General features: G+C 70.8%; 18 protein-coding genes. 10 read left to right on the top strand and 8 right to left on the bottom strand.

Annotated elements, in window-relative coordinates; genetic code table 11:
- The first annotated feature begins 31 nt into the window (after positions 1-31).
- The 6 genes from ACFFJK_RS07280 (at position 32) to ACFFJK_RS07255 (ending at position 7,346) form a co-directional block, all read left to right on the top strand.
- Complete coding sequence (locus ACFFJK_RS07280) at positions 32-1,018, top strand: protein kinase domain-containing protein (protein ID WP_379678512.1); 987 nt, start codon at positions 32-34, stop codon at positions 1,016-1,018.
- Positions 1,015-3,399 carry an FtsW/RodA/SpoVE family cell cycle protein gene (locus ACFFJK_RS07275; RefSeq protein WP_379678511.1) on the top strand — a complete coding sequence of 795 codons (2,385 nt, stop codon included), beginning with the start codon at positions 1,015-1,017 and terminating at the stop codon, positions 3,397-3,399. Before ACFFJK_RS07280 ends, ACFFJK_RS07275 begins: the two co-directional genes overlap by 4 nt.
- Entirely contained in the window at positions 3,369-4,967 is a 1,599-nt protein-coding gene (locus tag ACFFJK_RS07270; RefSeq protein ID WP_379678510.1) for a hypothetical protein, read from the top strand. Before ACFFJK_RS07275 ends, ACFFJK_RS07270 begins: the two co-directional genes overlap by 31 nt.
- A gap of 8 nt (positions 4,968-4,975) precedes the next feature.
- Positions 4,976-5,455 (top strand): SH3 domain-containing protein, encoded by a 480-nt coding sequence (locus ACFFJK_RS07265; protein ID WP_379678509.1) that lies wholly within the window; start codon positions 4,976-4,978, stop codon positions 5,453-5,455.
- Between the two features lie 593 nt (positions 5,456-6,048).
- Positions 6,049-6,537 (top strand): DMP19 family protein, encoded by a 489-nt coding sequence (locus tag ACFFJK_RS07260; RefSeq protein WP_379678508.1) that lies wholly within the window; start codon positions 6,049-6,051, stop codon positions 6,535-6,537.
- 275 nt (positions 6,538-6,812) lie between these two features.
- Positions 6,813-7,346, top strand: coding sequence for an alpha/beta fold hydrolase (locus ACFFJK_RS07255; protein ID WP_379678507.1), 534 nt, complete (start codon positions 6,813-6,815; stop codon positions 7,344-7,346).
- A gap of 169 nt (positions 7,347-7,515) precedes the next feature.
- Here the strand turns inward: ACFFJK_RS07255 and ACFFJK_RS07250 are convergent, their stop codons facing one another.
- Entirely contained in the window at positions 7,516-7,992 is a 477-nt protein-coding gene (locus tag ACFFJK_RS07250) for a GNAT family N-acetyltransferase (protein WP_379678506.1), read from the bottom strand.
- 100 nt (positions 7,993-8,092) lie between these two features.
- Here ACFFJK_RS07250 and ACFFJK_RS07245 point away from each other — a divergent pair, with 100 nt between their 5' ends.
- The 4 genes from ACFFJK_RS07245 to ACFFJK_RS07230 all read left to right on the top strand — a co-directional run bounded on the left by ACFFJK_RS07245 (position 8,093) and on the right by ACFFJK_RS07230 (position 13,270).
- Entirely contained in the window at positions 8,093-9,394 is a 1,302-nt protein-coding gene (locus tag ACFFJK_RS07245; protein WP_379678505.1) for an MFS transporter, read from the top strand.
- A 70-nt stretch (positions 9,395-9,464) separates the two neighbouring features.
- Complete coding sequence (locus ACFFJK_RS07240; protein ID WP_379678504.1) at positions 9,465-10,463, top strand: PP2C family protein-serine/threonine phosphatase; 999 nt, start codon at positions 9,465-9,467, stop codon at positions 10,461-10,463.
- Between the two features lie 92 nt (positions 10,464-10,555).
- Positions 10,556-12,109: an FHA domain-containing protein gene (locus tag ACFFJK_RS07235; RefSeq protein WP_379678502.1), complete on the top strand. Its 1,554-nt coding sequence runs from the start codon at positions 10,556-10,558 to the stop codon at positions 12,107-12,109.
- Positions 12,110-12,448: 339 nt separating this feature from the next.
- A complete protein-coding gene (locus ACFFJK_RS07230; protein ID WP_379678501.1) occupies positions 12,449-13,270 on the top strand; it encodes a lipid-binding SYLF domain-containing protein in 822 nt (273 codons plus the stop codon).
- Positions 13,271-13,282: 12 nt separating this feature from the next.
- Here the strand turns inward: ACFFJK_RS07230 and ACFFJK_RS07225 are convergent, their stop codons facing one another.
- From ACFFJK_RS07225 to ACFFJK_RS07195, 7 genes are all read right to left on the bottom strand, one after another.
- On the bottom strand, positions 13,283-14,197 hold the full coding sequence (locus tag ACFFJK_RS07225; protein ID WP_379678499.1) for a pirin family protein: 915 nt from the start codon (positions 14,195-14,197) through the stop codon (positions 13,283-13,285).
- A 73-nt stretch (positions 14,198-14,270) separates the two neighbouring features.
- A complete protein-coding gene (locus tag ACFFJK_RS07220) occupies positions 14,271-16,535 on the bottom strand; it encodes an SUMF1/EgtB/PvdO family nonheme iron enzyme (protein WP_379678990.1) in 2,265 nt (754 codons plus the stop codon).
- Positions 16,536-16,543: 8 nt separating this feature from the next.
- The gene (locus tag ACFFJK_RS07215) at positions 16,544-18,418 is read right to left on the bottom strand and encodes a coiled-coil domain-containing protein (protein WP_379678498.1); all 1,875 of its coding nucleotides are present in this window, start codon (positions 18,416-18,418) and stop codon (positions 16,544-16,546) included.
- Positions 18,419-18,479: 61 nt separating this feature from the next.
- Positions 18,480-19,508: a hypothetical protein gene (locus ACFFJK_RS07210; protein WP_379678496.1), complete on the bottom strand. Its 1,029-nt coding sequence runs from the start codon at positions 19,506-19,508 to the stop codon at positions 18,480-18,482.
- Entirely contained in the window at positions 19,505-20,581 is a 1,077-nt protein-coding gene (locus tag ACFFJK_RS07205; protein ID WP_379678494.1) for a hypothetical protein, read from the bottom strand. Before ACFFJK_RS07205 ends, ACFFJK_RS07210 begins: the two co-directional genes overlap by 4 nt.
- On the bottom strand, positions 20,575-21,189 hold the full coding sequence (locus ACFFJK_RS07200; protein ID WP_379678989.1) for a hypothetical protein: 615 nt from the start codon (positions 21,187-21,189) through the stop codon (positions 20,575-20,577). Before ACFFJK_RS07200 ends, ACFFJK_RS07205 begins: the two co-directional genes overlap by 7 nt.
- Positions 21,189-22,523, bottom strand: coding sequence for a hypothetical protein (locus ACFFJK_RS07195; protein WP_379678493.1), 1,335 nt, complete (start codon positions 22,521-22,523; stop codon positions 21,189-21,191). Before ACFFJK_RS07195 ends, ACFFJK_RS07200 begins: the two co-directional genes overlap by 1 nt.
- Positions 22,524-22,536 lie beyond the last annotated feature (13 nt).

The raw sequence follows: 22,536 nt of genomic DNA, 5'->3' as shown, positions 1-22,536 counted from the left end.
TTTGCCACGGTAACGGCGCGCTGCGCCAGGCATGGAAGCGGAAACGGAGGCAAGCATGGTGCAGCAAGGCACGATCGTCGTACTCGCGCACGGCCAATACCGGCTGTGTGCGCCGCTCGGCGGCTCCGCCTACGGCGTGGTCTGGCGCGCCGAGGCGCCCGGGGGCGGCGCCTGCGCCGTCAAGCTCGTCAACACCAGTCAGATGGCCCGGGCGCCGGCGCCGCTGCGCAGCCACTGGCGCGACAGCGCCAGACTGGAGGCCGCGTTCCTCGCCGGCCTTGCGCCCTGGGATGGCCGCCACATCGTCCGCCTGCTCGACCACGGCATCCACGACGGGCTGCCGGCCATGGCGCTCGAACTGCTCGACGGCGACCTGGCGGCATGGCTGGCGGCCGAACGCGCGCTCGGGCGCGCCACGCCCGTCGCGCTGGTTCTCGACTGGGTGGCCCAGGTCAACCAGGCCCTGGCCAAGGTCCATGCGGCCGGTTTCCGGTACCTTGACCTCAAGCCCGGCAACCTGCTCGTGGACCGGCGCACCCGCACCCTCAAACTCGCCGATTTCGGCACCAGCCTACCGCTGCAGGGCGAGCGCGCGCATGCCTACGGCGGCACCGCCAACTGGCAGGCGCCGGAACAGTTCTTCCCGCAACCCGACGGCCTGTACGCCACCGACCCGCGCAGCGACTACTTCGCGCTGGGCGCCCTCTTCTATTACCTCGTGTGCGGCCGGCTGCTGCGCTACGGCGCGGCCTGCGGCCAGGCTTACCGCGCGCATGGTCGCGACGCGGCGCTTCTGTTGCGCCGGCAGCATGGCGGCATCCCGCCGGTCCTGCAGGCCGAGGAAGTTGCCGCTTTCGGGCAGCGCTTCGAGGGCGCCGAAGCCCAGGCTGCGGCCCTGCTGCGTACCCTGCTCGCCGCCGATCCGGCGCAGCGGCCGCGCCACGTCCTGGACATCAGCCGGATGCTGGGCACGGTCTGCGCCCGGGTGAGCGGCCCCGCGCTGCGGAGGGCCGCATGAAGGCACGCCGGCTTGCCCTGCCCACCCTGCTGGCCATGCTGGCCCTGGGGCTGGCCTGCATGCTCCATGTACTCGCGCTGGCGAGGGCGCCGCAGCTGCACCTGCCGTCTGCGATCACGCTCGGGCTGGCGCCGGGCGAATCGCTGGTGCTCGGGCGCGCCGAACTGGCCGCGCCCCGCGCCGCCGCGCGCCAGTTCGTCGTGCGGCGCGATGCGAGCGGACGCTGGTTCCTCCAGAACCTCCACCCGGCGCAGCCCACGGCCATCAGGAAGGACGAGCAGCGGATCCGCACCGGCAGCGCCGCGCTGGCGGCCGGCCAGCGCGTGCAGGTCGGCGCAGCGATCTTCGACATCGCGCAGGCCGGCGAGGGGCGCGTGGCGCTGCGCGACAGCCGCCACCGCTGGGACTACGACGGCGCACGCCTGCTGCGCGATGGCGCGCCCCAGGCCGCCTGCCCCGGCGCCGGCGCCGCCTCGCGCCTGTCCGGATACTGGAACCTGGTCGTCCCCCGCTTCCTCGCGCTCGAACGCCCGCTCGCCTTTGGCGGCCACCTGTACTGCGGCAACCGCCTGCCGGTGCCCGGCCTGGACACCGGCAGCGCCGCGCTTGTAAGCGACCCCGACCTTGGCGGGCAGATCGCGCTGCACGTGCGTGGTGCCCAGCCAGTGCTGCTCCGGGAACCGTACGCCCCGGGCGCCTGGCTCGACGTCGCGCAGCGCGAACATGCCCTCGACGGGGCGTCCGGCCTTGCGGTCGGCCGCACCCGCTATGCGCTCTCTCCCGATGGCGGCGCCCTGCGCCTGGAACCTGGAGCGCAGGTCGCGCTGTTTGGCGAGCCCAGGGGCGAGCTGGCGCCCGCCGTGCGCTGGAGCTGGGCGGAGCGCTCCTTGTGGGGCTTCCCGATGCCATCGCCGCCTGCTTGGGCCGCCATGTTGTGCGCGGCCCTGCTCGCCGGCGGCGTCGGCGCCGGTCTTGCCGGCCCGCCTGCTGCGGGTCCTCGGTCCGGCTTCCCCGCGCCGGCCCGGGTGGTGGCCGCCACCGTCATCATCGCGGCGGCGGCGCTGGTGCTGGTCATGCAGCGCACCGGCGCCGCGCCCGGCGCCGGATGGGCGTTGGTGCTGGCCTGGGCCGCGCTCTGGCACGCGCTGCTCTGGGCGCGGCGGGTGCCGGCACTGGGCGCCATCGCCGTGCTGCTGCTTACCGCTGGCCTGCTGGTGCAGCTGGAACTCGGCCTGGGCGCGGGCGACACGGCCTGGCTGCGCCACGTCGAGAACAGCTGCGTGCTGCTGGCAATCGGCCTGCCGGCCGCCCTGCTGTGCCTGCAAGGGGTCGCCCGCAACCAGGTATCGCGGCCCTTCACCGAGGCGCTGCTGGTGGCGCTCGCGCTGGCCGCGCTGGCCGGCCTGCTGCTGCAGGTGGCCTTCGGTGACGAAACCGGTGTCTTCGATATCCAGCCGGTGGAATTCGCCAAGCTGGCGCTGGCCGCGTTGAGCGCCCACTGCCTCGCGCTGGCCACCGGCGCCACGGCCGCCACGGCGCCCGGCGCACGCGATTGGCGCACCTGGCTGCGCCTCATCGCCCCCGTCCTGCTGTTCGTGCTGCTGCTTGCCGTGGCCCTGATCCAGGTGGACGATTACTCGCCGCTGGTCCTGCTGCTGGCATGGGCGGCCGTGACCCTTCTGGCGTGGCTACTGGCCACCGGCCGGCGCCTCGGCGCCGGGGTGCTGGGCATGCTCTGCTGCGCCGGGCTGGCCGGCGCCATCGCCCTGCAGCACGCCGGCCCCAGCCTCGGCACGCTGGACTTCTATGCCGAACGCTTCCAGATATGGGCAGACCCCACCGCCCATCCGCATACCGGCCAGCAGATGCTGCGGGGCGCGCGCGCCATCGCCGACGGGGGCTGGCTGGGGGCCGACGGCCTGCTCGGCATTGCCACGCTGGGCCAGGCCGCCGGCGAGGTGCTGCGCATCCCGGCGGTACAGGACGACTTTGCAGCGTCCTTCCTGCTCAACCGCCACGGCCTGGCCGCCGGCCTGCTGCTGTGGGCGCTGCAGGCGGCGCTGGTGGCCGCCCTGCTGCATACGGCGATCCGGGCCTGGCGGGCAGCGGCCCTCGCGGGCGACTTCCGGCGCGCCTGGCTCGGGCGCTTCCAGTGCTTCGCCCTGTGCGGCGGCGCAGCCTTCCTTGCCGGGCACTTCCTGCTCTCCTGGGGCACCAACCTGGCGCTGTTCCCGATCATGGGCCAGCCGATGAGTTTCCTGTCGTCCGGCGGCTCGCACCTGCTGTTTTTCATCTGCCCCCTGCTAGCGTTTGGCGTCGCGAGCATTCAATCTTTCGAGGAGATTCCATCATGCCGGTCTACGTCCAACACGAAGTCCTAGCCAGGGTCGACGATGTGTTCAATGCCGAAGCGCTGTGGCAGGCGCCGGGCCTGTCGCTGTTCTCGCGCAGGCCGCTGCTGCGCGACCTGCTGGAACGCGCCCCGCGCGAGCAGCGCGGCCGCGCCGCCACCCGCTGCTTTTCGCACGTGACCCTGATGCTGCCGCAGGACGAGGTCGACGACGACCGCCACCTGACCCGCGGCGCGCGCGTGCGCGACCTGGCCCAGTCGCTGGCGGCGCTGCACCAGAAGGACTTCGGCGACCTGCTGGCGGGAGAGGAAGTGCGCTACCACGTCGTCGGCAACGAGGCGGTGCTGCCGGGCGAAGTGAAGGTGAAATTCGGCCACGCCATCTACCTGCCGGCCCCCGGCGAGCAAATCCTGTATACCGTGACTGCCTCGCGCGACAGCGCCATCTGGCAGCCGGTGTGCGTGGTGTACCCCAACCAACGCCTGACCCTGGTGGGCCAGGACGAGGCCAGCGCCACCTTCACGGTGCCGGGCTGGCCCTTCGGCGCGGAAGGCGGCATCCTCCTGGTGAACGACGGCGCGGATGCCCCGCTCGAGGTGCAGGTGCGTCCGAAAGATGCCCTCGACTGCCGGTTCGACGCGGCCAATGGCTATTACGTGGTGCGCGGCAAGCGGAACAACGGCAACGGCGCTAGCGACGCCACCGGCCAGCGCCTGCTGCTGCGGATCAGCCGGGCCGATGCCTCGCTGCGCCCTGGCACCCCCAAGTCCGCCGTCGCTTCGCTGTCCGCGCCGCCGGCGCCGGCACGCCCCCCGGCGGTGTGGAAGCCGCGCGTCGCGGCGCCCGAACCGGAGCTGACGGCGATGCCGCTGGCCGGCACAGCAGCCCCGGAAGCGGCGCCGCTGCAGCCGCCGCAAGCGGAGAGCGACGCCACCTATGCGCCGGTGGCCCGCCACCGCATCACGCTCGCCGCCCTAGCGCTGCCGCGCCTGAGCCGCTACCGCGACACCGGCGCCCAGGCGCTCGAAGTGGGCCTCGGCCCCACGCTGGGGCCGTCCGCACCCGACAAGGACAACGTGATCCGCTTCGCGGTGGACGAGGCCGACGAAGTGCATGCGATCACCCCCGCGGGCCGCCAGCGGGTAGCCGTGCCCTCGCGCTTCGCGCCGATCGACGGCGGCAGCGTGCAGCTGCATGCGGTGCCGCCCCAGATGGCCGACCGCTACTGCGCCTTGCTGGCCCTGCCGCAAGGGCCGCAACAGCCGGCCGCCGCCGGCACCCGCCTGGTGTTCGGGCGCGGCATGCCGTCCTTGGACACGCTGCGGGTGCTCGACGCCCCGCACTTCCTGCGCCATGCCGACGGCAGCGCGGCCGCGAGCGCCGACCGCCTCGGCCTGTCGCGCAACGCCTTCAGCTGGGAAGCCTGTGCCGAAGGCATGCGCATCGTGCGCCTGTCCGAGACCCAGGCCCTGTTCCACCTGGATGCCGGGCTGCGGCTGGTAGCGCAGGTCGAGGGGGCGAGCGCGGACAGCCCTTACCTCATCCCGCCGGGCCACCACCTGGTCGCCGGCCACTACGTGCTGCGCTTCGACGCCTGAGCCAGGCCATGCAGTCCATGCCTTCCCTGGCGATGCTCGCGGCCTATGCCGGCGCCCTGCTGCTGACGCTCTGCCTGGCCGCGCGGCTGACGCCACGCGGCTGGTGGCGGCGCGCCAACGCCCGCGCACTCGCGGTGCTGGCCGGCGGCACGCTGGTCCTGGGCTGGCTGCTGCATGCCTTGCTGGCGCCGTCCACGCCGGTTCAGGCAACGGTACCGCCCACCGCCCTGGCGCCGGCCGACGTCCCGGTCGCCGGGGCGCGCTACCGTACCCACGACGCCCTGAACCTGCGCGCGGCCGCCGGCATCGGCGCGCCGCGCCTGGCGGTGGTGCCGGCCGGCGCCCTGGTGGCCGCGACCGGCCGCCACCAGGGCGACTGGTGGCAGGTCAGCGTGGAAGTGCAGGGGCGCCGGCTGGAAGGATGGGCCAGCAGCCTGTGGCTGCGGCGGGGCGACGAGCGCGCGAGGACCGCCTACTCCATCGACTGATGCGACGACACGGTGGAAGCTGAGATTAGCCGCATGCTCCTGACCGTTGGCTCCTCCGGGCTGACACTATGGCGCGACGGGGGCCAAGCGTTGGCCGCGACCGGCTCCGGGCTACCGTGCCGGCGCTTGAAGCGTTGACCAAGGAAGGAGAAACGCGGCGGTTTTGAGCGCCTAACAAAACCCACTAGTTGCTCAGAAGGCAACAGCCGAGTACACTGAGCCGTGCCGACCGTCCGCTATCGGGCCTATTCTGTTGAAAAACCCGGTTCTAGAGTTGGCCGGAAACGAAAGATCAGTAACTCGATTCCCAAAGCGGCCGCCACGGCACGAACGCGAGTCAGTTGGACTTTCGACACGACCGAAAATTCGCAATAAAAGTTGCCGTCCGACTTTTTCAACGAAATAGGTCGGATCCGGTCCCTTCGTAACAGTCCACATTTTTTCGGCTGTGGCGACCTGCTAAACTGAGATCAAGGGCCGAGATCGCGGCTAAAAGCCGTCCTAATAGGTAACCGCGCCGATAAGTTGGCCAGCCACAGCATATTTTGTTTTCGCCGGCTCCAAAGTGCGTCCAGATAGCAAGGAGTTCACGGATGACTCAACCCTTCCTCAACGACGCAATTGAGCACGCCTACACGTTCCTTTCTGCAGTTGACGGGAACGCCGCGCTCTTGCCTGAACCAATGCGGACCGTTGTCATCGTCAGTACAGCCCAAGGCATCATTGATAACGGTGGCCTTGAATACTTCTTCGAAAGCGACTTTCCACACAATCCGCCGTATTCCTTGTTTGTCGAGGCATTCCGCCGGATCGGTGCTGATGGGGTATCTACATGTATCGAGCGTTGCGCCGATATGTTTCCGTTCGCTCACCCCCACCTGCATGAAGCACAGCGGCAACAGTGGATCGATTCAATCAAAGATAACGAGGCCCACGAGTTTGTGCTCCTAAGTAATAAGGCCTGCGGTGATAAAGTTGTGTATAAAAAATTAGCGGAATTTGTTGAGCGCAACCGGAATTCGTTCGAAGCAGTGAATACGTCTAAAGTTAGGGACAGTACGCGCGGCCCAAGTAACCTGTAGGAACTAAGGTATCGCCGGAACCCTTCTCTACAACTAGCTCCATAGATCCAGTACGAATGCCAGCTCTCAGAACGTATCTCATGCGCCCTCGCTTTGCCCTATTGCCCCTGCTATTCGGCACGCCCGTAGCCATAGCCGCCGTCCCGGCAGATCTTCACGCCCCTCCCAGCATGCAAGCTTGTACGCGTGCAAAACCGTGCTTAGTAGCAATCGTGAGTCCGGGATATGGACTTTCTGGTTCGGACTACACATTCATCACCAGGCATCTCAACGGGATGGGTTACCTGGTTGTCGCCCTTCACGACAGTGCCGGCGGCGTCATAATCGACCGGAACGCCCCCGTGACGCCGCAAGTACAAGCAATGGCCCGGGTTGCGTCGCAGTCGATCGCCGCCCTGGTCGGTGAAACCGCGCTCCGCTATCCGCAGTTCGACTGGCAACGGCTGCTTCTCGTCGGGCACTCCCTTGGCGGGGACAGTTCGGCCCAGTTCGCCGCTGACGACCCGCAGCGCGTGTCCGGACTGATCAGCCTCGACAGCCGGCGGGTCGCCTTGCCTCGCGCAGCCGGTATCCGCGTCCTGACGATCCGTGCCGGCGACACCACGGCCGATCCCGGTGTCCTGCCGGACGAGGACGAACGCAGGCGCTACGGTACCTGCGTGGTCCACATCGAAGGCGCGCGCCACAACGATATGCAGGATGGCGGCAGTGAACAACTCAAGGCCAGAATCACATCCGCCATCGATACCTTCCTCGCTCCGGCGCCGCGTCCGAAGTACGCCTGCGCCCAAGGCGCGAAGCTGGAATGACGAGGCGGAGGAACGCGGCGCAGCATCGAGCGGCTTGATCGGAAAGTTCGGTCACGCGCTCTTGAGCAGGCGGTTTCACGTCCAGACAGCCTTCCCCTTCGGGTACCGCACGATGCATCGCTGCGCTGCCAGTCTGTCGTCCAATGGAATCGGCAGGAAGGCCCGGCGTTCAGGCGTCCTCGTGCCCGGCGAAGCGCATCGGGTTGAAGTACAGCCCCTTGGCGCACTGGGTCGGGCCGACCCGCACGAAGCCGAAGGCCTCGTACACCGGCACCGCGTAGTTGGAGGAGTTGACGGTAAAGGCGCCGTCACCGCCCGCGGCCAGCGCCGCATCACGCGCCGTTTCCCACAAGGCGCGCGCCACGCCGCAGCGGTGCCAGCGCTTGCCGACGAACAGGTGGAACAGGTGGCTGTGGTCGCGCACCGCGACGAAGCCCGCGAGCTGGCCGTCGATGATGGCCACGTGATAGACATGCCCGCGCGCGAGAAAGCCGCGCACGCCCATTTCGCCATTTTCCGCAAGGAAGGTCGAAGCGCCCTCCGGCGGCGATTCGTGCACGATGAATTCGCGCGCCAGCTCGCGCAGCAGGGCAGCCACGGCCGGGATGTCCGTGGCCGCCAGCGGTCGGATCAACATGTCAGTCATGGCAAAGGTGTTTGGGGAACGCCACAATAACACAGAAAACATTTGCCGTACGGCAATTTTATTGACCGGCCGCAGGTGCCCAACCTACACTGGCCAGACCATGCCGACCCCGAGCGCCAGCGTCCCCGAGTCTTCCGCCCTCCCCGCGGGCGCTACCGGTCACGCCGCTGGTTCCGCCATCCGCCACAAGGTGCCGCTGTCCCGGCCGCTGCGGCACGCCCGCTACCGCCAGCTCTGGCTCGCGAACATGGTATCTAACCTCGGCACCTGGATCCAGGCCTTCGCATCGGCCTGGCTGGTGGCATCGCTGTCGCAGTCGCCGTCGATCACCTCGCTGGTCCAGACCGCCACCTATCTGCCGGTGTTCCTGTTCGCCCTGCTCGCCGGCGTGGTCGCGGATGCCGTCGACCGTCCCAGGTTCCTGTTCTTCTGCAACCTGTTCATGGCACTGTGCGCGGCCGTGATGGCGCTGCTGGCGTCCACCGGGAAGGTCGCGAGCGAGGCGGTGCTGGCGATTACCTTCTGCCTGGGCATCGGCACCGCCTTTACCTGGCCGGCCTGGCAGGCGGCCATGTCCGGGTTGGTTGAACCGAACGAAGTGGAGGCCGCCGCCACCCTCAATACCCTGTCCTACAACCTGTCGGCCATCATCGGGCCGGCGCTGGGCGGCATCCTGTTCGGCTTGATCGGACCCGGCGCACTGTTCCTCGCCAACGCCCTCTCCTTCGCCGGCCTGCTCGGCGTGTACCGGGCCTGGTGGCGCGCGAACAAGTTGCAAACCGGGCTGCAAACCGGACCGCAGGCCGGCTTCGCCGAGCGCTTCCGCGTCGGCATCCGCACCGCCTTCGGCTGTGCGCGTTACTGCCGCATCCTGCGCAACGTCTGCTGGGTGTTCTTCTCGACCATCGCCTTCGCCGGCCTGCTGCCGGTCTTCGTGCGCGACGTGCTGCGCATGCAGTCCGGCACCTACGGCATGCTGATGGGCTGCCTGGGCGGCGGCGCCGTGCTTGCGGCATTCTTCCTGCCTCAGCTGCGCGCGCGCGTCGACAAGGCGGGCCTGCTGGCCGGCGCCATGGCCGTCTACGGCCTCATGCTGGCAGCGATGGCCAGCAGCCGTTCGCTCCTGCTGCTCGTGCCCCTGGTCCTGTGCGGCGGCATGGCATGGTCGGCCACCGTGTCGACCCTGAATGCCGCAGCCCAGCTGTCCTTCCCGGACGCGGTCCGGGCGCGCACCCTGTCGATCTACCTGTTCGTCATGTCCGGCGGCTATGCGGCCGGCAGCCTGTTCTGGGGACAGGTGGCGGACCGGTGGGGCGTGCGCGCCGCGCTCGGCGGGGCCAGCGCCTGCGTACTGGCCAACGCGGCGCTCCTCCTCGCCGGAAACCGGAAGAATCCGCTCTGATTGGGACTTCGCCAGGGGTTGCGAAGGTGTAAAGTGTCGGCATTGCCATCGTGCCCCACACTGCCCGACCATGCCGTCCGATCCAATCGCCATCTTGTCCGACTTCCTGTTCGCACCACGCTACGACGTGGCGGTCGCCAGCCGGCGCGGGACCGGCTTCGTCCAGCGCCCGGAGAACCAGGACAACTTCGTCGTCATCGACTTTGCCGGCAGCGCCTGCCACCTGCAGGAGCAGGCCGTCAGCCGGAGCGTCGTGCGTGGCTGGCCGGCCGGGCACGGCCGCGTAGCGGTGCTGGACGGGATGGGCGGGCATGGCCATGGGCGCGAAGCGGCCGAAGCGGTGGCCGCGGGGCTGCTGGCCATTCCTGCCTGCCATGCGCCCGACGAGCTGGCGCACCACCTCGACGTCCTGCACGCCACGCTGCAACGCCATTTCGCCGGGCTGGCGGGCCCGCTCGGCGCCCGTCCGGGCACGACCCTGACCCTGCTCGAACTGCCGGCCGGCGGCCAGCCCCTGCTCTACCACGTGGGCGATTCGCGCCTGTACGAGATCGGGCCGGCGCACGCGCTGCCCTTGAGCGTGGACCACGTGCCTGCCACCTCGGCAGCCATGCGCGGCCACCTCGACGAGCACGGCTGGTGGCAGCAGGTGCACGGCGGCCATTCGCCGCAGATCGCCCAGGCTTTCATCCTGGGCAACGCATTCAGCGATCCGGCCCGCCTATCGGACCCGCTGTACGCCTTGAGCCCGCTGAACCTGCCGCACTGGCTGAGCCGCCTGGCGGACCGCCGCGTGCTGGAGCTGCGTCCCGAGGCCGCCTACCTGCTGGCGACCGACGGCTTCTGGTCGTGCGCGGCGCCCGAGCGCTTCGTCGGCCGCTGGCCCGGTCTGCTGGCCGGCGCGCCGGATGCCGCCGCCATGGTCGGGCGCCTGTTCGCCGCCATCGACGACACGCCACCCACGGGACTGCAAGCCGACAACCTGACTGCACTGGTGCTGCGTCCCTTGCAAGCACGGCCCGGCGATCATGCCGACGAGACGGCATTGCCGCATGCGGGCCGCGATTGAAAAGTTACAAATAGAAAATAATGTTGTTAATCAATGAATGCGGCGCGCCGCCGAGCTGGAAAAACGCGTAAGCTTGCCATGTCGTCGACCCCATGCGATCCATGAACCGCTGCCGCCATCCCGACCATCCGCACTGCACCGTCTGGGTCATGCCCGGCGAGACCGCCTGTGCGCACGGGCATGCGCAGCCGGCTGATGCCCATTCTGCTGCGGCACCGGCACCTGCACTGCCCGTTCCGCCGGCGCCGCATCCATCCGGTCCGGCTACGCCGGCGGCGGTAGGCGACGCGGTATCGCTGCAACGTCCGCAACTGCACATCAGCGGCTTCGACCCGCGTGCCGCCGGTGGCCGCCAGGCCATCAAGCTGGAACTGCGCGGCATGCCGATGGACTGCGCGCCCGAGGTAAGGATGCTGGTGCGTTCCGGCCTGCGCCTGCAGGACGGCGACAGCCACGTTTTCCGGCGCACCGCGCGCGGCGACTGGCGCCCGGTCTTCCTCGAGTTTTCGTCGCGCGGCCTCGAACACGGCCAGTACCGCATCGAGATCGAACTGCACAGCCGTCACCCGCAACGGCCGCAGTTGCCGCAGTGGCCGGGAGCGTCCCGCACCTGGACCTGCTCGCCGGTGATCCTGGTGCCGCGCCCCGACGCCACCCTGGGCGACATCCACCAGACTTTCCTCGCCACCCACAAGAACGTGCGGGTGAGCGCGGACGACGCCGGCATCGCGCGGGTCCAGGCGCCGGGTGGCGGCCGCGTCGACATCGACGTCAGCGCGCGCAATGCCTCGATCGCGCAACTCAACCTGGGCGAGGCTGGCGGCAAGATCGACCTCGGCTTTTCCACCATCGCCTGGGACGAAGACCTGATCGAAATCGACGTCCCGCCGGCGACGCAAGCCCATCCCTGCCCGGCCAGCACGGCCTGCCTGGTGCACGGCGAGCCGGATTCGGCGCGCCAACGCCACCTGCGCGTGTTCGCGCTCGACGAATGCGTGCTCGGGCGCTTCGAAGAGTTCGCCCCTGAAGCCGACCTGCTGCTGGCGCACTACGGCGAGCACGGCGAAGACCGCAGCGGCCTGACGCGCCGCCTGTCCGGCCGCCACGCCCTGATCCGGCAAGGCCGCCAGGGCTTCGAGATCGAAGACGTGTCGCGCTATGGCATGCTGCTCGACGGCGCCTGGCCCGGCAAGCACACGCCCGTGCCGCTGCGGCTCGGCATGCGCATCGCGCTGACGGCCAGCATACGCGGGGTGGCCGAACTGGAAGTCACCGCCCTGCTGCCGCACGGCGTCGTCCTGCACCGCGTCGATGCGGGGGCGCAGGCCGAGGCCTTCATGATCCTGGTGCCGGAGCGCGACCCGGGGCGCGCGTTGGGAACCGATGTGGCAGGCAGGTGCGGCGCCGCCATGCCGCCGCTGTTCCACCGCGATGGCGGGTTCTGGCACCGCGACCCGGTGACGGGCGCGGACACGCCGCTCGCGCCCGGCACGGGCCTGGACCGCCTGCGCGGGTGCGGCCAACGGGGGCGTTTCGCCGCGCAGGCCTATCCGGAGGCGCGCAACCGCGCGTCCCTGGAAGCGCGCGTGCCGGTGCCGGTGCCCTGCGCCGGCGCGCAGCCGCGTGCCCTGTCGTCCTGGCGCTAGCTCGCCCTACCCTCCCGGCGGACGCAGGACCAGGAAGATCAGCGAGGTGCCGGCCAGCAGTGCCGCCTGCAGGGCGAACACGATGACCGGAATCCGGAGATGGTCTGGAATTTTCATGGCGCCTCCTTTCGTTTGCGTGTCATAAAAACCCGTTCGGGGAAAACCAGTTTACGCCGGTCTTTGATGACGCTGCGCCCTGTAGCCTCGCGTCAAGCCGCCGCTTTTCAGGCTGCTTTTCAGGCCGAATCACGCCAAGCACCTTCCGCGTACGCAAGCATGCGCCGCCGCTTGCGGGATCGGATTAGGCTTATCGCAACAAATCAACATGCGAGCGTATCAATGAACAGCAAGAATTCCGATTTCGCAGTGCGCAAGGCTGCCCTTGGCGTATTGCTGGCCGCTGCAAGCGCCACCGCCGCCGCACAGGCCACAGCCCCGGCGCGCACGGCCCCGCCCGCCGGCGGCGCGCCTGCCGTCCAGGAAAGCGGCGACACCGCCGACGCCATCGGCCACCTCAACCGGGCCATCGCCGTGCTGCACCAGATGCAGCGCAACCGCGACGTCGCGGCGCGGCTGGCCCAGTCCAAGGGCGTGTTCATCGTGCCCGATTCGGTGCGCGTCGCCGTCGGCATCGGCGGGCGCGGCGGCGCCGGCGTGCTGCTGGTGCGCCGTGCCGACGGCTGGGGCACACCCGCGTTCTACAACATGGCAGGCGTCACGCTCGGCGCCCAGCTCGGCGCCGAAGGCGGCGGCATGGCCTTCATCCTGAACGACGACAAGGCCCTCAACAGCTTTGCGCAGGAGAGCAAGTTCGGGCTCAACGCCGATGCCGGCCTGACCCTGGTGGATTGGTCGAAGAAGGGAGAGGGGTCGATCGGCTGGGGCAACATCACGGCCTGGTCCGATACCGAAGGCCTGTTCGGCGGCGCCACCATCAGCGTCATGGACATCAACTTCGACGCGGCCGAAACGACGGCCTACTACCAGCGTCCCGTCACGCCGCGCGACGTGGTGTCCGGGAAGGTCCCGAACCCGCGCCTGGCCAGCCTGCGCCAGGCCCTCGCCTCGCCGGGGACGGCGGCAGGGGCCCAGGGCCAGGGCGGCGCCAGCGACAGCAAGACCGGCCGCGGCGAGGGCGACCTGCAGCCGACCAAGCGCTGACCACGCCAGCGTTCAATCGCGCCGTTCGTCGCGGTTTTCGCTGTGCTTCCACGCTGCCGGCCAGGCCGGCAGCGGAATGCGCTCGTCGTCGCCCGGCACCGGCACGAAGCGCCCCTCTTCCCAGTCGCGCGCGGCCTGCTCGATGCGCTCGCGGCTGCTGGAGACGAAGTTCCAGAAAATGTAGCGGCGTCCGTCCAGCGGCTCGCCGCCGATCAGCACGAAGCGCGCGCCGCCCTCCGAGCTGACGCGTACCGGCAGGCCGGCCTCGACCATCGCCATCGTGTTGGCGGGAATCGTCTCGCCATCGACCTCGATGGCGCCGATCGGGGCATAGACGGCGCTCTCCGGCGGCAGCCCGCCCAGGTCGATCGACGCGCCCGGCGCCAGCTGCACGTCCAGGTACAGGGTCCGGCTGAAGGTCGGCACCGGCGACGTGCGCCCGAAGGCCGTGCCGACCAGCACCCGCACCGTGGCGCCTTCGAATTCGACTTCCGGGATCCGGTCGGCCGGTGTGTGGGAAAATGCCGCCGGCGCTTCCTCGTGCTCGCGCGGCAGCGCCGCCCACAACTGCAGGCCGTGGGTACGCCGCACCCGGTCCAGCAGGTCTTCGGGAGTACGTTCGGAATGCACGATGCCGCTGCCGCCGGTCATCCAGTTGATGGCGCCCGGTTCGATGCGCTGCTCGGTGCCCAGGCTGTCGCGGTGCATGATGGCGCCCTCGAACAGGTAAGTCACCGTCGCCAGCCCGATGTGCGGGTGCGGGCGCACGTCGTGGCGTGAGCCCGGCTGGGCTTCCACCGGCCCCATGTGGTCGAAGAACAGGAAGGGGCCGATCGACTGGCGCGCGGCAGCCGGCAGGATGCGCCGCACCGTGAAGCCTCCGCCGAGGTCCTTGTCATGCGATTTGAGCAGGTGCGCGATGGGCATGGCGATCCTCCTGTGCTTGAGTAATCCTTCTACTTTACACCAACCCGGGCGGCGTGCGGGCCCGCCGCAAGCCTCACGTCAGCTCGCGCACCACGCGAAAGCCCACGATGTCGTTCGACAGTACGCTGGAAAAACCGTTGCGCAGCGCCGAACGAAGGTAGCGCGGGTTGTACAGCCACGACCCGCCGCGCAGGATGCGCCGCGCCGCGTCGCCGCCGGTCTCCCAGGCGCTGCCGTCGAGCGGCGCGCCTTCGTAGTTGTCGTGAACCACGTCCTGCACCCATTCCCATACGTTGCCGTGCATGTCGTACAGCCCCCACGGGTTGGGCGGGAACATCCCGCCGGGGGTGGTGCCGCGCCGGCAGGGGCCGCGCGGCCCGCCGTTGTAGGTGAAGGTGGCGTCGTAGTTGGCCTGCTCGGGGCCGATGGTGTCGCCGAAGCTGAAGGCCGTTTTGGTGCCGGCGCGGCAGGCGTACTCCCACTCCGCCTCGCTCGGCAGGCGATACGGCTTGCCGGTGGCCTCGGTCAGCCAGCGCAGGTAGTGCTGCGCGTCGTGCCAGGTCACCCCGACCACGGGATGCGCATCGGTCTGCGGGAAGCCGGGATCGGCCCAGTCCACTTCGCCGTGCGGCTCCCAGCCGGTCGCTGCCACGAACACGCGCCACTCGCCGACCGTGACCGGACAGCGCCCCATCGCGAACGGCCGCTCGATGCCGACCCAGCGCTGCGGTGTCTCGCGCTCCAGCCAGCGCTGCTGCGCCCCGGCGGCCATGGCGATCCTGCGCTCGTGCTCGTGGGAACCCATCTGGAAGCGCCCGGTGGGGATCGGGACCAGCGACGGCCCACTGCCGGCGCCGTCGAGGAACGGGTCGCGCAGGACCCCGTCGCCATCGGACATCGGGCTGGCCGGTGCCGGCATGCGCTTTTCCAGGTCGGCCGCCGTGCGCGCCGCCTGCAGTTCGCGCGTCCGCTTCTGCTCGGCCAGGTAGGCGGCGGCGGCTCGCGCCTGCGCCGCCTTGCGCTGCGCCTCCTCCTGCGCCAGGCGCGCCTTGGCGACTTCTTCCTCGCGCCTGGCCAGCAACTGCCGGCGCAGGGCTTCCTTGCGCGCCGCCCGCGCCTCCTCGGCGGCCGCGCGCTCCAGGCGTTGCTGCTCGCGCCGCTGGCGCTCGACCAGCGCACGGGCCGCCTCCCTTGCCTGTTCCAGCGCCTGTTCTTCTGCCTGGCGCCGCGCGGCCAGTTCCCGCGCCTGCCGCTCCTGCTCTGCGCGTGCCGCCGCCTCGCTGGCCGCGCGTTCTTCCGGCGATGGGCCGGGGGCGGCGCGCAGCGCCTCCAGCAGTGCGCGTACGGTGGCCGGACGCGCCGCCGGGTCGTGGGCAAAGCCGCTGCGCAGCGCTTCCCAGCGCCATGGCGCCATCCCTTCGGGCGCCTCCGGCGCGCCGGGCGACGGCGCAGGCGACAAGGCACCCTGCAGCATCTGCCAGATCATCATCGCTACCGCGTAGACGTCCAGCGCCGGCGCAGGCTGGCAACCGGGCTGGCCCGCTTCCGGCGCACGATAGCCTGCCGTGCCGGAGCTGGGCGGGGCGTCCAGCGGCGACGCCGATCCGCTCGCGCGCGCGCGCGCCGCAATGCCGAAATCGAGCAGCTTGACCTCGCCGCGCCGGGTGACGAATACATTGCCCGGCTTGATGTCGCGATGGACCAGCCCGTGCCTGTCCCAGGCGTAGTCGAGGGCCGCGGCCACCGGTTCGAGCAGTGCCAGCACACGCTCGAACGGCAGCCGGCCTTCGCGCGCCAGCAGGCTGTCGAGGTCTTCGCCCTCCAGGCATTCCATGATGATGAAGTAGCTCGACGTGGCCGGATCCTGCGCCCACTCGTACACCCGCACGATGTGCTCGTGGGCGAGCCGGCGCGCGCGCGTGGCTTCCTGGATCAGCAGCTTGGCGTGGCTGGCCGACTGGGTCAGCTGTGGCGGCAGGATCTTGAGCGCCACCTGTGCGCTGTGGCCCAGCTCCGCGTGGGTGGCAAGGTCGGTTGCCTGCCACACCTGCCCCATGCCCCCGTGCGCGATGAGGCGCTCGAGCCGGTAGCGGCGGTTCCGGGGACCGATTTCCTGGCCCGCCATCAGGCCGATCTCGGTGCCGGGCCGGCCGCGCGGCGCTTCCTCGACGGCCACGGGTTCGGCGCCCGCATCGGCGTCGCCGGCGGCCACGGCCGCCGCCGGTGCATACACGGCGTCGAGGATCGCGTTCTTGCGCTGGTCGAACTCGTGGCGGCTCAGCAGGCCATCCTCGTGCAACGCGCGCAATTCGCGGATCTTGTCGATGGCGCTTTGCATTGCTTTCATCAGGCGGGCAGCACCGCGCCGCAGGCCCCGCAGAAGCGCTCGCCCTCGCGCGCCGGGTGGCCGTGCGCGCACTGGCGCGCCGCGGGCGCTGGAGCTGGGCGACCTGCGTCTCCGGCACCTGGCCGGCCGGCGCCGACGACGCCGGCCAGCGCGGACAGCTGACCGGCATCCATCGCCGCATGCACGCGGGTCTTCATGAAGTCGTTCAGTAACGCGGCATTCGGCGCGGCGGCCAGGGCCAGCTTGGCGCTGTCTTCCATGGCCGCGAATGCCTCCAGCTCGGCCAGGCGCAGCGCATGGCGGCGCGCCTCGCCGTCGAGCGTGACGTCCTGGGCGGCGCGCGCCTGCAGCGCGTCCAGTTCGATCGTGCGTTGCAGCTTGTCCTGCTGGGCCGCGCTGCGGTGCGCGTCGATCCGCAGCCTCGCCTGCTCGTCTTCCCATTCCTGCAGGCGCTCGGCTTCGCGCCGGCGCGCGGCATTGGCCAGCAGCAGCACCTGGTGGCGCGCGGTGTGCTCTTCCTCGTCGATCTCGCGGGCGCGGCGCGCGGCATCCTCTTCGCTTGCGCGCAGGCGGGCCAGTTCGGCGCGCCGGCGCGCGGCGTCCTCGATCAGCTCGGCCTGCTCGACCTTGTAGCGGATCTGCTGCTGCAGCAGTTGCTGCGAAAAGCGCTGGCGCGCGATGGCCAGCGCCTGCCGGGCATCCTGCTGCGCCACCTCGAGTTCGCTGCGCATGCGCACCCCGGCCAGCGCCCGCAGGTGCCGCCACTCATGGGCTTCGCCGGCGCGCCGCGCGCCCTTCTTCGCCAGTTCGTGCTCCAGCTCGGCCAGCACGTCGCCGGCGCCGCGTTCCAGCGCCTGCTTGCGCGACTGCGCGTCCAGGATCCGGGCATACAGTTCGATCTGGCGCGCACGCACGGCGTGGGCGCGGTCGGCGCCCTGCAGCGACAATTCGGCCCGGGCGATCGCATCGGTCTGGCGTAGCTCGGCCTCGCGCTGGCGCACGCGCGCCGCCTGCTCGGCGCGGCGCAGGCGCTGCCACTCTTGCGCGTCGTACAGCTCGTCGAGGTGCTTCGCGTGCTCGATCTGCACGTGGCGCTCGTCCGCCGCCAGCCACAGGCTGCCGATCCTGGCGCGGTTGGCGTCGTACTTGTCGTGGCGCAGCTCCACCGTATCGACCTTGACCGCCGCCAGCCCGTACTCGGCCAGCAGCAGCTTCAGGCCGCCGTGCAGGCGTTCGTCGAGCTGTTCGCGCAGGTCGCGATTGCCGGCCAGCTCGCGGATCGAGCGCGCGCCGACGAACTCCACCGCCAGCTGGCGCACCGGTTGCGCCAGCAGTTCGCACAGCTCGCCGGTGCCGATCGTGCCCGGCATCGTCATGAAATGGCGCGCAAAGGCCGGGACGTTCTCGATCCGCACGCTCACGGTGAAATGCGCGCTGACCGCCAGGTGTTCGCTGGTGGGCAGGTCGTCGAACCGGAGCGCCACCGGCAGCGCGGCGGTGCGGGTGACGAGGATCTCGGCATGCTGGTCGCGCAGCAGGTGGTTCAGGCGCGTGAAGAAGCCTTCGATCTCGTACTCGCCCTGCGGCACCTCGGTGGCCTTGTCGCCCTGCAGGATGTAGGCGCGCGCGGTGGCGGGCACGCGCAGGGTTTTCACGAACAGCCCGGACAGCTCGCGCATGCCGAAGAACACGGCCAGCTCGTCGGGGCCGGCCACCCAGCGGTTCTCGCGCAGCACCGGCGCCGCCTTGGCGCCTCGCGGGGCGCCGAGGACCAGGCCGCAGCCCGCGCAGTAGCGCGCATCCCCGCTTCCCTTGCGCTCGCAGCGTGGGCAAGGAGCGCCCGCGGCACCACCCAATCCGAACATCTGGAACATATCCGACTCCGTTTCATTTCATGCAACATCCCTGCCCGATTCTATCAGGGCCGCGCAGGATTCAAATGATCCCGATCCTGTCCACGCACGCCACGCTGGCCCCGGTCGATACGATCCGTTCGCGCCACCCGGGCGGCAAGACGGCTTCCCACGCGCGCGGCAGCAGGATGCGGTCGCCCGGCGCGGCTTCGCGCGCGATCAGCGCGCACTTCGGCGCCACGCCCTCGACCGCTTCGACCTGCCCGGCATGCCAGCCGGACGACTGGCCGGTCGCCAGCACCCTGCCGCGCGCCAGGAATTCGCGGCCGCGCGCCATGCGGTCGGCCATGACCAGCGCCAGCTCGTACGAGCCGCCCTGGAAGCGCGCTTCGCCGAAGCGCACCGTGGTGCGCCACTGCCCGGCGCCGCGGCCGTCGTAGTGGCGCGCGCCGGCCAGCACCGCGCGGACCCGGGCCTGCAGGACCGCGTCCACGCCGGGCGCGGCGATGCTCGCTTCTTCTCCCTCGGCTTCGTCCCCCTCGTGTACGGCCGGCCGGACGCTGACCTCGACCCAGCACAGGCTGTCGCCGCCGCCGCTCACCAGCGGGAACCAGGCGCGGGCGCTCGACACGCCCGCCGCCGGGTCCGGATGCCCGGTCAGCGCGCCCAGGTGCGGCAGGCCGTCCGCGCCGCCGGCCAGCACGCCGGGCGGTACCTGGCGCAGGCCGTGGCCATCCACGCGCCCCAGGTGCCAGGCGTCGGACCAGCCGTTCGCCACCAGCGGCTGCGGCGCCTGCGGCGGTTGCCGCGGTTGCCATACACCGCGCACCATGCGGTCAGCCAGCACGCAGGCCAGTTCCCAGTCGCGCTCTGCCGGACCCGTCACCGGCGCGCGGTCGAGGCTCAGCACCACCTGGTTGCGGCTGTCGAAACGCGGCTCGGTATGGCGCGCCAGGCGCACCACCTGCTGCATCCGCAGCGCCATCTCGGGCGCCCCCGGCACGCTGCATTTGACGTCGGCGCGGCCGTCGCGCGCGCGCACGGTCGCCGTCACGGTCAGGATGGAGCCGTCCGGCGCGATGCTGCGGCAGGTGACCGCGGGCGCGCTCATTGCGCCACCTCGCCCGGGTCCACGGCACGGCGCGCCGCGCACTCGGATTCGAGGTTGGCGACGATGCGGTCGGCCTCCTCTAGCAGCGCCGGGATCCGCGCCGGACTGAGGGTGGCGTCGCAGGTCTTCATCCGCGCCAGCAGCGCCCAGGCTTCGTCCAGCGCCGCCACGGCACGCCGGCTGTGGCGCGCGCGCCGCAGCCGCTGCGCTCCCGGCAGCGCCTGGCCGGGAGCCGCCAGTTCCAATGCCGGCATCGTGCCCACCGACAGGCTCACCAGGTCGAGCCGGCGTAGCAGGTCCTGGTGGCGGCGGAAATCCGCGCAGTCCTGCGGCAGCACGGCCAGGCGCAGGCTGCACATCACGCAAGGCAGCTCCAGGAACAGGCGGCGCAGGGCCTGCCCGTCCGCACGGGCGGGATCGAAGGCCTGCGGCTCTTCCGGGACACCAGGGGTCACGAGCCCGGCAGGCAAATCGGCCGCCGGCTGGTCCGCCAGGCGCGCCGCCAGCAAGGCCGCCAGGTCGCGCGTGGCGCCGAGGTCGACCGGCACGCAATCGTCCACCGTGACGCCGAAACGCGTGTAGAGCAACTGGTTGAAGCCGGAACGGAAGGCATTCCACTCTTCGAGCGTGGTGCAGGGCGGCAGGTCGAGGTTGCCCTGGGCCAGTTCGCGCTGCAGCGCCGCCTCCACCTGCGCCACCAGGACGTCGAGCGCAACCCGCTCGCCCCCTTCGCTGGCGAGGTAAAGGTCGAAGCGCTGCTGCGTCTCGCGCGGGTCGGGGCCGTCGATGGCAAAACCCACGCGCAGTCCGATCTCGGGCGCGGCCGCGAACGGCGCCAGGTCGCAGGTGTAGGGTCCCGGATGGACGCACCACGCCGTCTCCCCCTCGACCGGCGACACGCGCGCGCCTTCGCTCAGGCGCCGGGTACGGCGGCCTTCGCCGGTGGCCAGCACGGCAAAGCATCCGGCCGGCACCGTGGAGCCCTTGAGGATCGGAAGCGCGACGAACCCGGTGCCGAGCCCGGCCAGGTCGGCGTTCTGCTGGCGGAAAGGCCGTGTGAACAAGTTCAGCATGCCGCGCCCCCGCCCGGATCCGGGTCCGGCCCCGCACTCGGTTCCACGCGAAAGCGCCCACCGTGGCGCTGGAAGTGCTGTGCGGGCGGCTCGGCGAACGGCCAGCCGGCTTCGAGCTCGCCGTCGCTGTCGAGCGGCCCTTCCAGCACCGGGTTGCCGGCGCCGTCGAGCACGCGAACGTGCACCGCCCGGGCGCTGCGCAGCAGGCGTTCGGCCAGCCGGGAATGCGGGTCGAGCTGCACGATGACGCGCCCGCCCACGACATGCAGGCGCCATGCGCCGTCGTCGGTGACCAGCGCCATCCGCGCATCCGGCGCGGCGCCGCTGTCGGCGGCGCGCAGCATGCCGCTGCTGCCGCGCCACGGCGTGTCCGCCCCGGGCGCTTCCGTCCGCCTCGCCTGCGCCTTGCGCGCTTCGGCCAGCGCCCGCAGCCGGCGCGTCGTCAGCGGCGAGGCCTGCAGCGCCGCGCGTTCGCCGGCAGTGAGCGGCCGGCTGCCGTCGAGCGCCGCCAGCAGCACCGCGTCGGCCAGCACCAGGCGGTCGCCTTCGACCCGGCGCCCCACCAGCAGCCGCGCCTGCAGCTTGCGGTCCAGTTCCGTCATGCCCATCACGATTCCTCCTTCGTTTGCGCCGGCGCACCGAGCCGGGCGATGGCGGCGTCGCGCCGCTTGCGCAGGGTCGGCAGCGAGACCCCGTCCAGCAGCGCCAGCTGCTGCATCGTCGGCAGTTCTCCCGTGGCCGGGTCGAGCCAGTCCGGGGGATAGCTGTCGTCGTACGGCCCGAGCAGCTTCAGGTACACCGCCAGCCGCACCGGCAGCGAATCGTCCGCCATCATGCGCAGCGCCCAGCTGCCGCGTTCCTGCGCCGCGTCCGCCATCTCCAGGTAGCGGGGGGGCAGTGCAAGCTGCTGCGCCAAATCGGCCGCCAGCACAGGGAACGGCGTGGCCGCCTCCGCAAGCCCATCCGCGCCGGGCGGCGCACCGTCCGGCTCGTCCAGCTCATCCGGTCCATCCAGTTCCTCCTGCCGCGCTTCCAGGACCTGGTCCGGGCCCGGCGTGCAGGCTTGCCCGGACTCGCCCAGCACGCGCCAGTAGTCGTCCAGCCAGGCGGTGGCCGCGCCGGCATCCTGCAGCCAGTCGCGGTCCTGGTTCGCGGACAGCGCTTCGTATTCGCCGATCTCGCGCAGCATGGCGCCGATCTTCCCGGGGCTGTTCTTCAGGCTGGCGAAGCGCTTGGAGCGGGTATGCAGCGGGCCGGCGGCGCCCGTGAAGCGTTGCAGGGTTTCGCTCCAGCGCATGATCCACTCCGGACGGCAGTCCTTGATGGCGCGCAGCTGGCGTGCCTCGATCGGTTCGGCCTCGACGGCGCGGCCGAGGATGGCGCCGACCTGCTCGCGATGCTCGCGCCAGCCGGCGAACAGCCGCGCCACTTCGCCGTACGCGGTATCGAGCATGCGGTAGGCGTACATCCGGTTCGGGCTGCAGGGCCGGCCGCAGGCCACCTGGTAGTTGTCGCTGTCCACCTTGTCGCGCAGGACCGCGTACAGGTCGTTGAATTTCTTGCGCAGCAGCGCCTCGCCGCCGGGCGCCGTCCAGAACGACGGCAAACGCGCATGCTCGCCGGCCACGGCGGCGCACAGGGCGTTCCAGTCGGCGGGACGGGCCTGCAGTTCGGCCACCAGGCCCAGTGCCAACTCGAGGACGGTATCGCCATAGCTGTTACCGGCCGCATCCGCACGCGCATCGCTGCCCCTGGCGCGCCCGGCGTGCGCGTACAGGGACTGCGCGGCCGCATCGACGTAGCTGGCCAGCGACTCCTCCGGGGAAAGGTCGAGCAGCACGGCCGGGCCGCTACGGGCGAGCGCCTGCAACGAGCACCGCCCCAGCAACTTGCGGACCTGCTCCCAACCATGCTCCTGGTACCGGGTTCCCGGCAAACGCATACCTTCCTCGTCC

Source organism: Massilia consociata (assembly GCF_042432755.1).
In the GTDB taxonomy this organism is placed as follows: domain Bacteria; phylum Pseudomonadota; class Gammaproteobacteria; order Burkholderiales; family Burkholderiaceae_D; genus Telluria; species Telluria consociata.
Note: the sequence above shows the minus strand (reverse complement) of the source record. Positions and strands in the feature narration are given on the sequence as shown.

Excerpts from the sequence above, each read along its gene's own strand:
- ACFFJK_RS07280 (WP_379678512.1), top strand. The coding sequence starts at position 32 with ATGGAAGCGGAAACGGAGGCAAGCATGGTGCAGCAAGGCACGATCGTC.
- ACFFJK_RS07275 (WP_379678511.1), top strand. The coding sequence starts at position 1,015 with ATGAAGGCACGCCGGCTTGCCCTGCCCACCCTGCTGGCCATGCTGGCC.
- ACFFJK_RS07270 (WP_379678510.1), top strand. The coding sequence starts at position 3,369 with ATGCCGGTCTACGTCCAACACGAAGTCCTAGCCAGGGTCGACGATGTG.
- ACFFJK_RS07265 (WP_379678509.1), top strand. The coding sequence starts at position 4,976 with ATGCAGTCCATGCCTTCCCTGGCGATGCTCGCGGCCTATGCCGGCGCC.
- ACFFJK_RS07260 (WP_379678508.1), top strand. The coding sequence starts at position 6,049 with ATGACTCAACCCTTCCTCAACGACGCAATTGAGCACGCCTACACGTTC.
- ACFFJK_RS07255 (WP_379678507.1), top strand. The coding sequence starts at position 6,813 with ATGGGTTACCTGGTTGTCGCCCTTCACGACAGTGCCGGCGGCGTCATA.
- ACFFJK_RS07250 (WP_379678506.1), bottom strand. The coding sequence starts at position 7,992 with ATGACTGACATGTTGATCCGACCGCTGGCGGCCACGGACATCCCGGCC.
- ACFFJK_RS07245 (WP_379678505.1), top strand. The coding sequence starts at position 8,093 with ATGCCGACCCCGAGCGCCAGCGTCCCCGAGTCTTCCGCCCTCCCCGCG.
- ACFFJK_RS07240 (WP_379678504.1), top strand. The coding sequence starts at position 9,465 with ATGCCGTCCGATCCAATCGCCATCTTGTCCGACTTCCTGTTCGCACCA.
- ACFFJK_RS07235 (WP_379678502.1), top strand. The coding sequence starts at position 10,556 with ATGCGATCCATGAACCGCTGCCGCCATCCCGACCATCCGCACTGCACC.
- ACFFJK_RS07230 (WP_379678501.1), top strand. The coding sequence starts at position 12,449 with ATGAACAGCAAGAATTCCGATTTCGCAGTGCGCAAGGCTGCCCTTGGC.
- ACFFJK_RS07225 (WP_379678499.1), bottom strand. The coding sequence starts at position 14,197 with ATGCCCATCGCGCACCTGCTCAAATCGCATGACAAGGACCTCGGCGGA.
- ACFFJK_RS07220 (WP_379678990.1), bottom strand. The coding sequence starts at position 16,535 with ATGCAAAGCGCCATCGACAAGATCCGCGAATTGCGCGCGTTGCACGAG.
- ACFFJK_RS07215 (WP_379678498.1), bottom strand. The coding sequence starts at position 18,418 with ATGTTCCAGATGTTCGGATTGGGTGGTGCCGCGGGCGCTCCTTGCCCA.
- ACFFJK_RS07210 (WP_379678496.1), bottom strand. The coding sequence starts at position 19,508 with ATGAGCGCGCCCGCGGTCACCTGCCGCAGCATCGCGCCGGACGGCTCC.
- ACFFJK_RS07205 (WP_379678494.1), bottom strand. The coding sequence starts at position 20,581 with ATGCTGAACTTGTTCACACGGCCTTTCCGCCAGCAGAACGCCGACCTG.
- ACFFJK_RS07200 (WP_379678989.1), bottom strand. The coding sequence starts at position 21,189 with ATGGGCATGACGGAACTGGACCGCAAGCTGCAGGCGCGGCTGCTGGTG.
- ACFFJK_RS07195 (WP_379678493.1), bottom strand. The coding sequence starts at position 22,523 with ATGCGTTTGCCGGGAACCCGGTACCAGGAGCATGGTTGGGAGCAGGTC.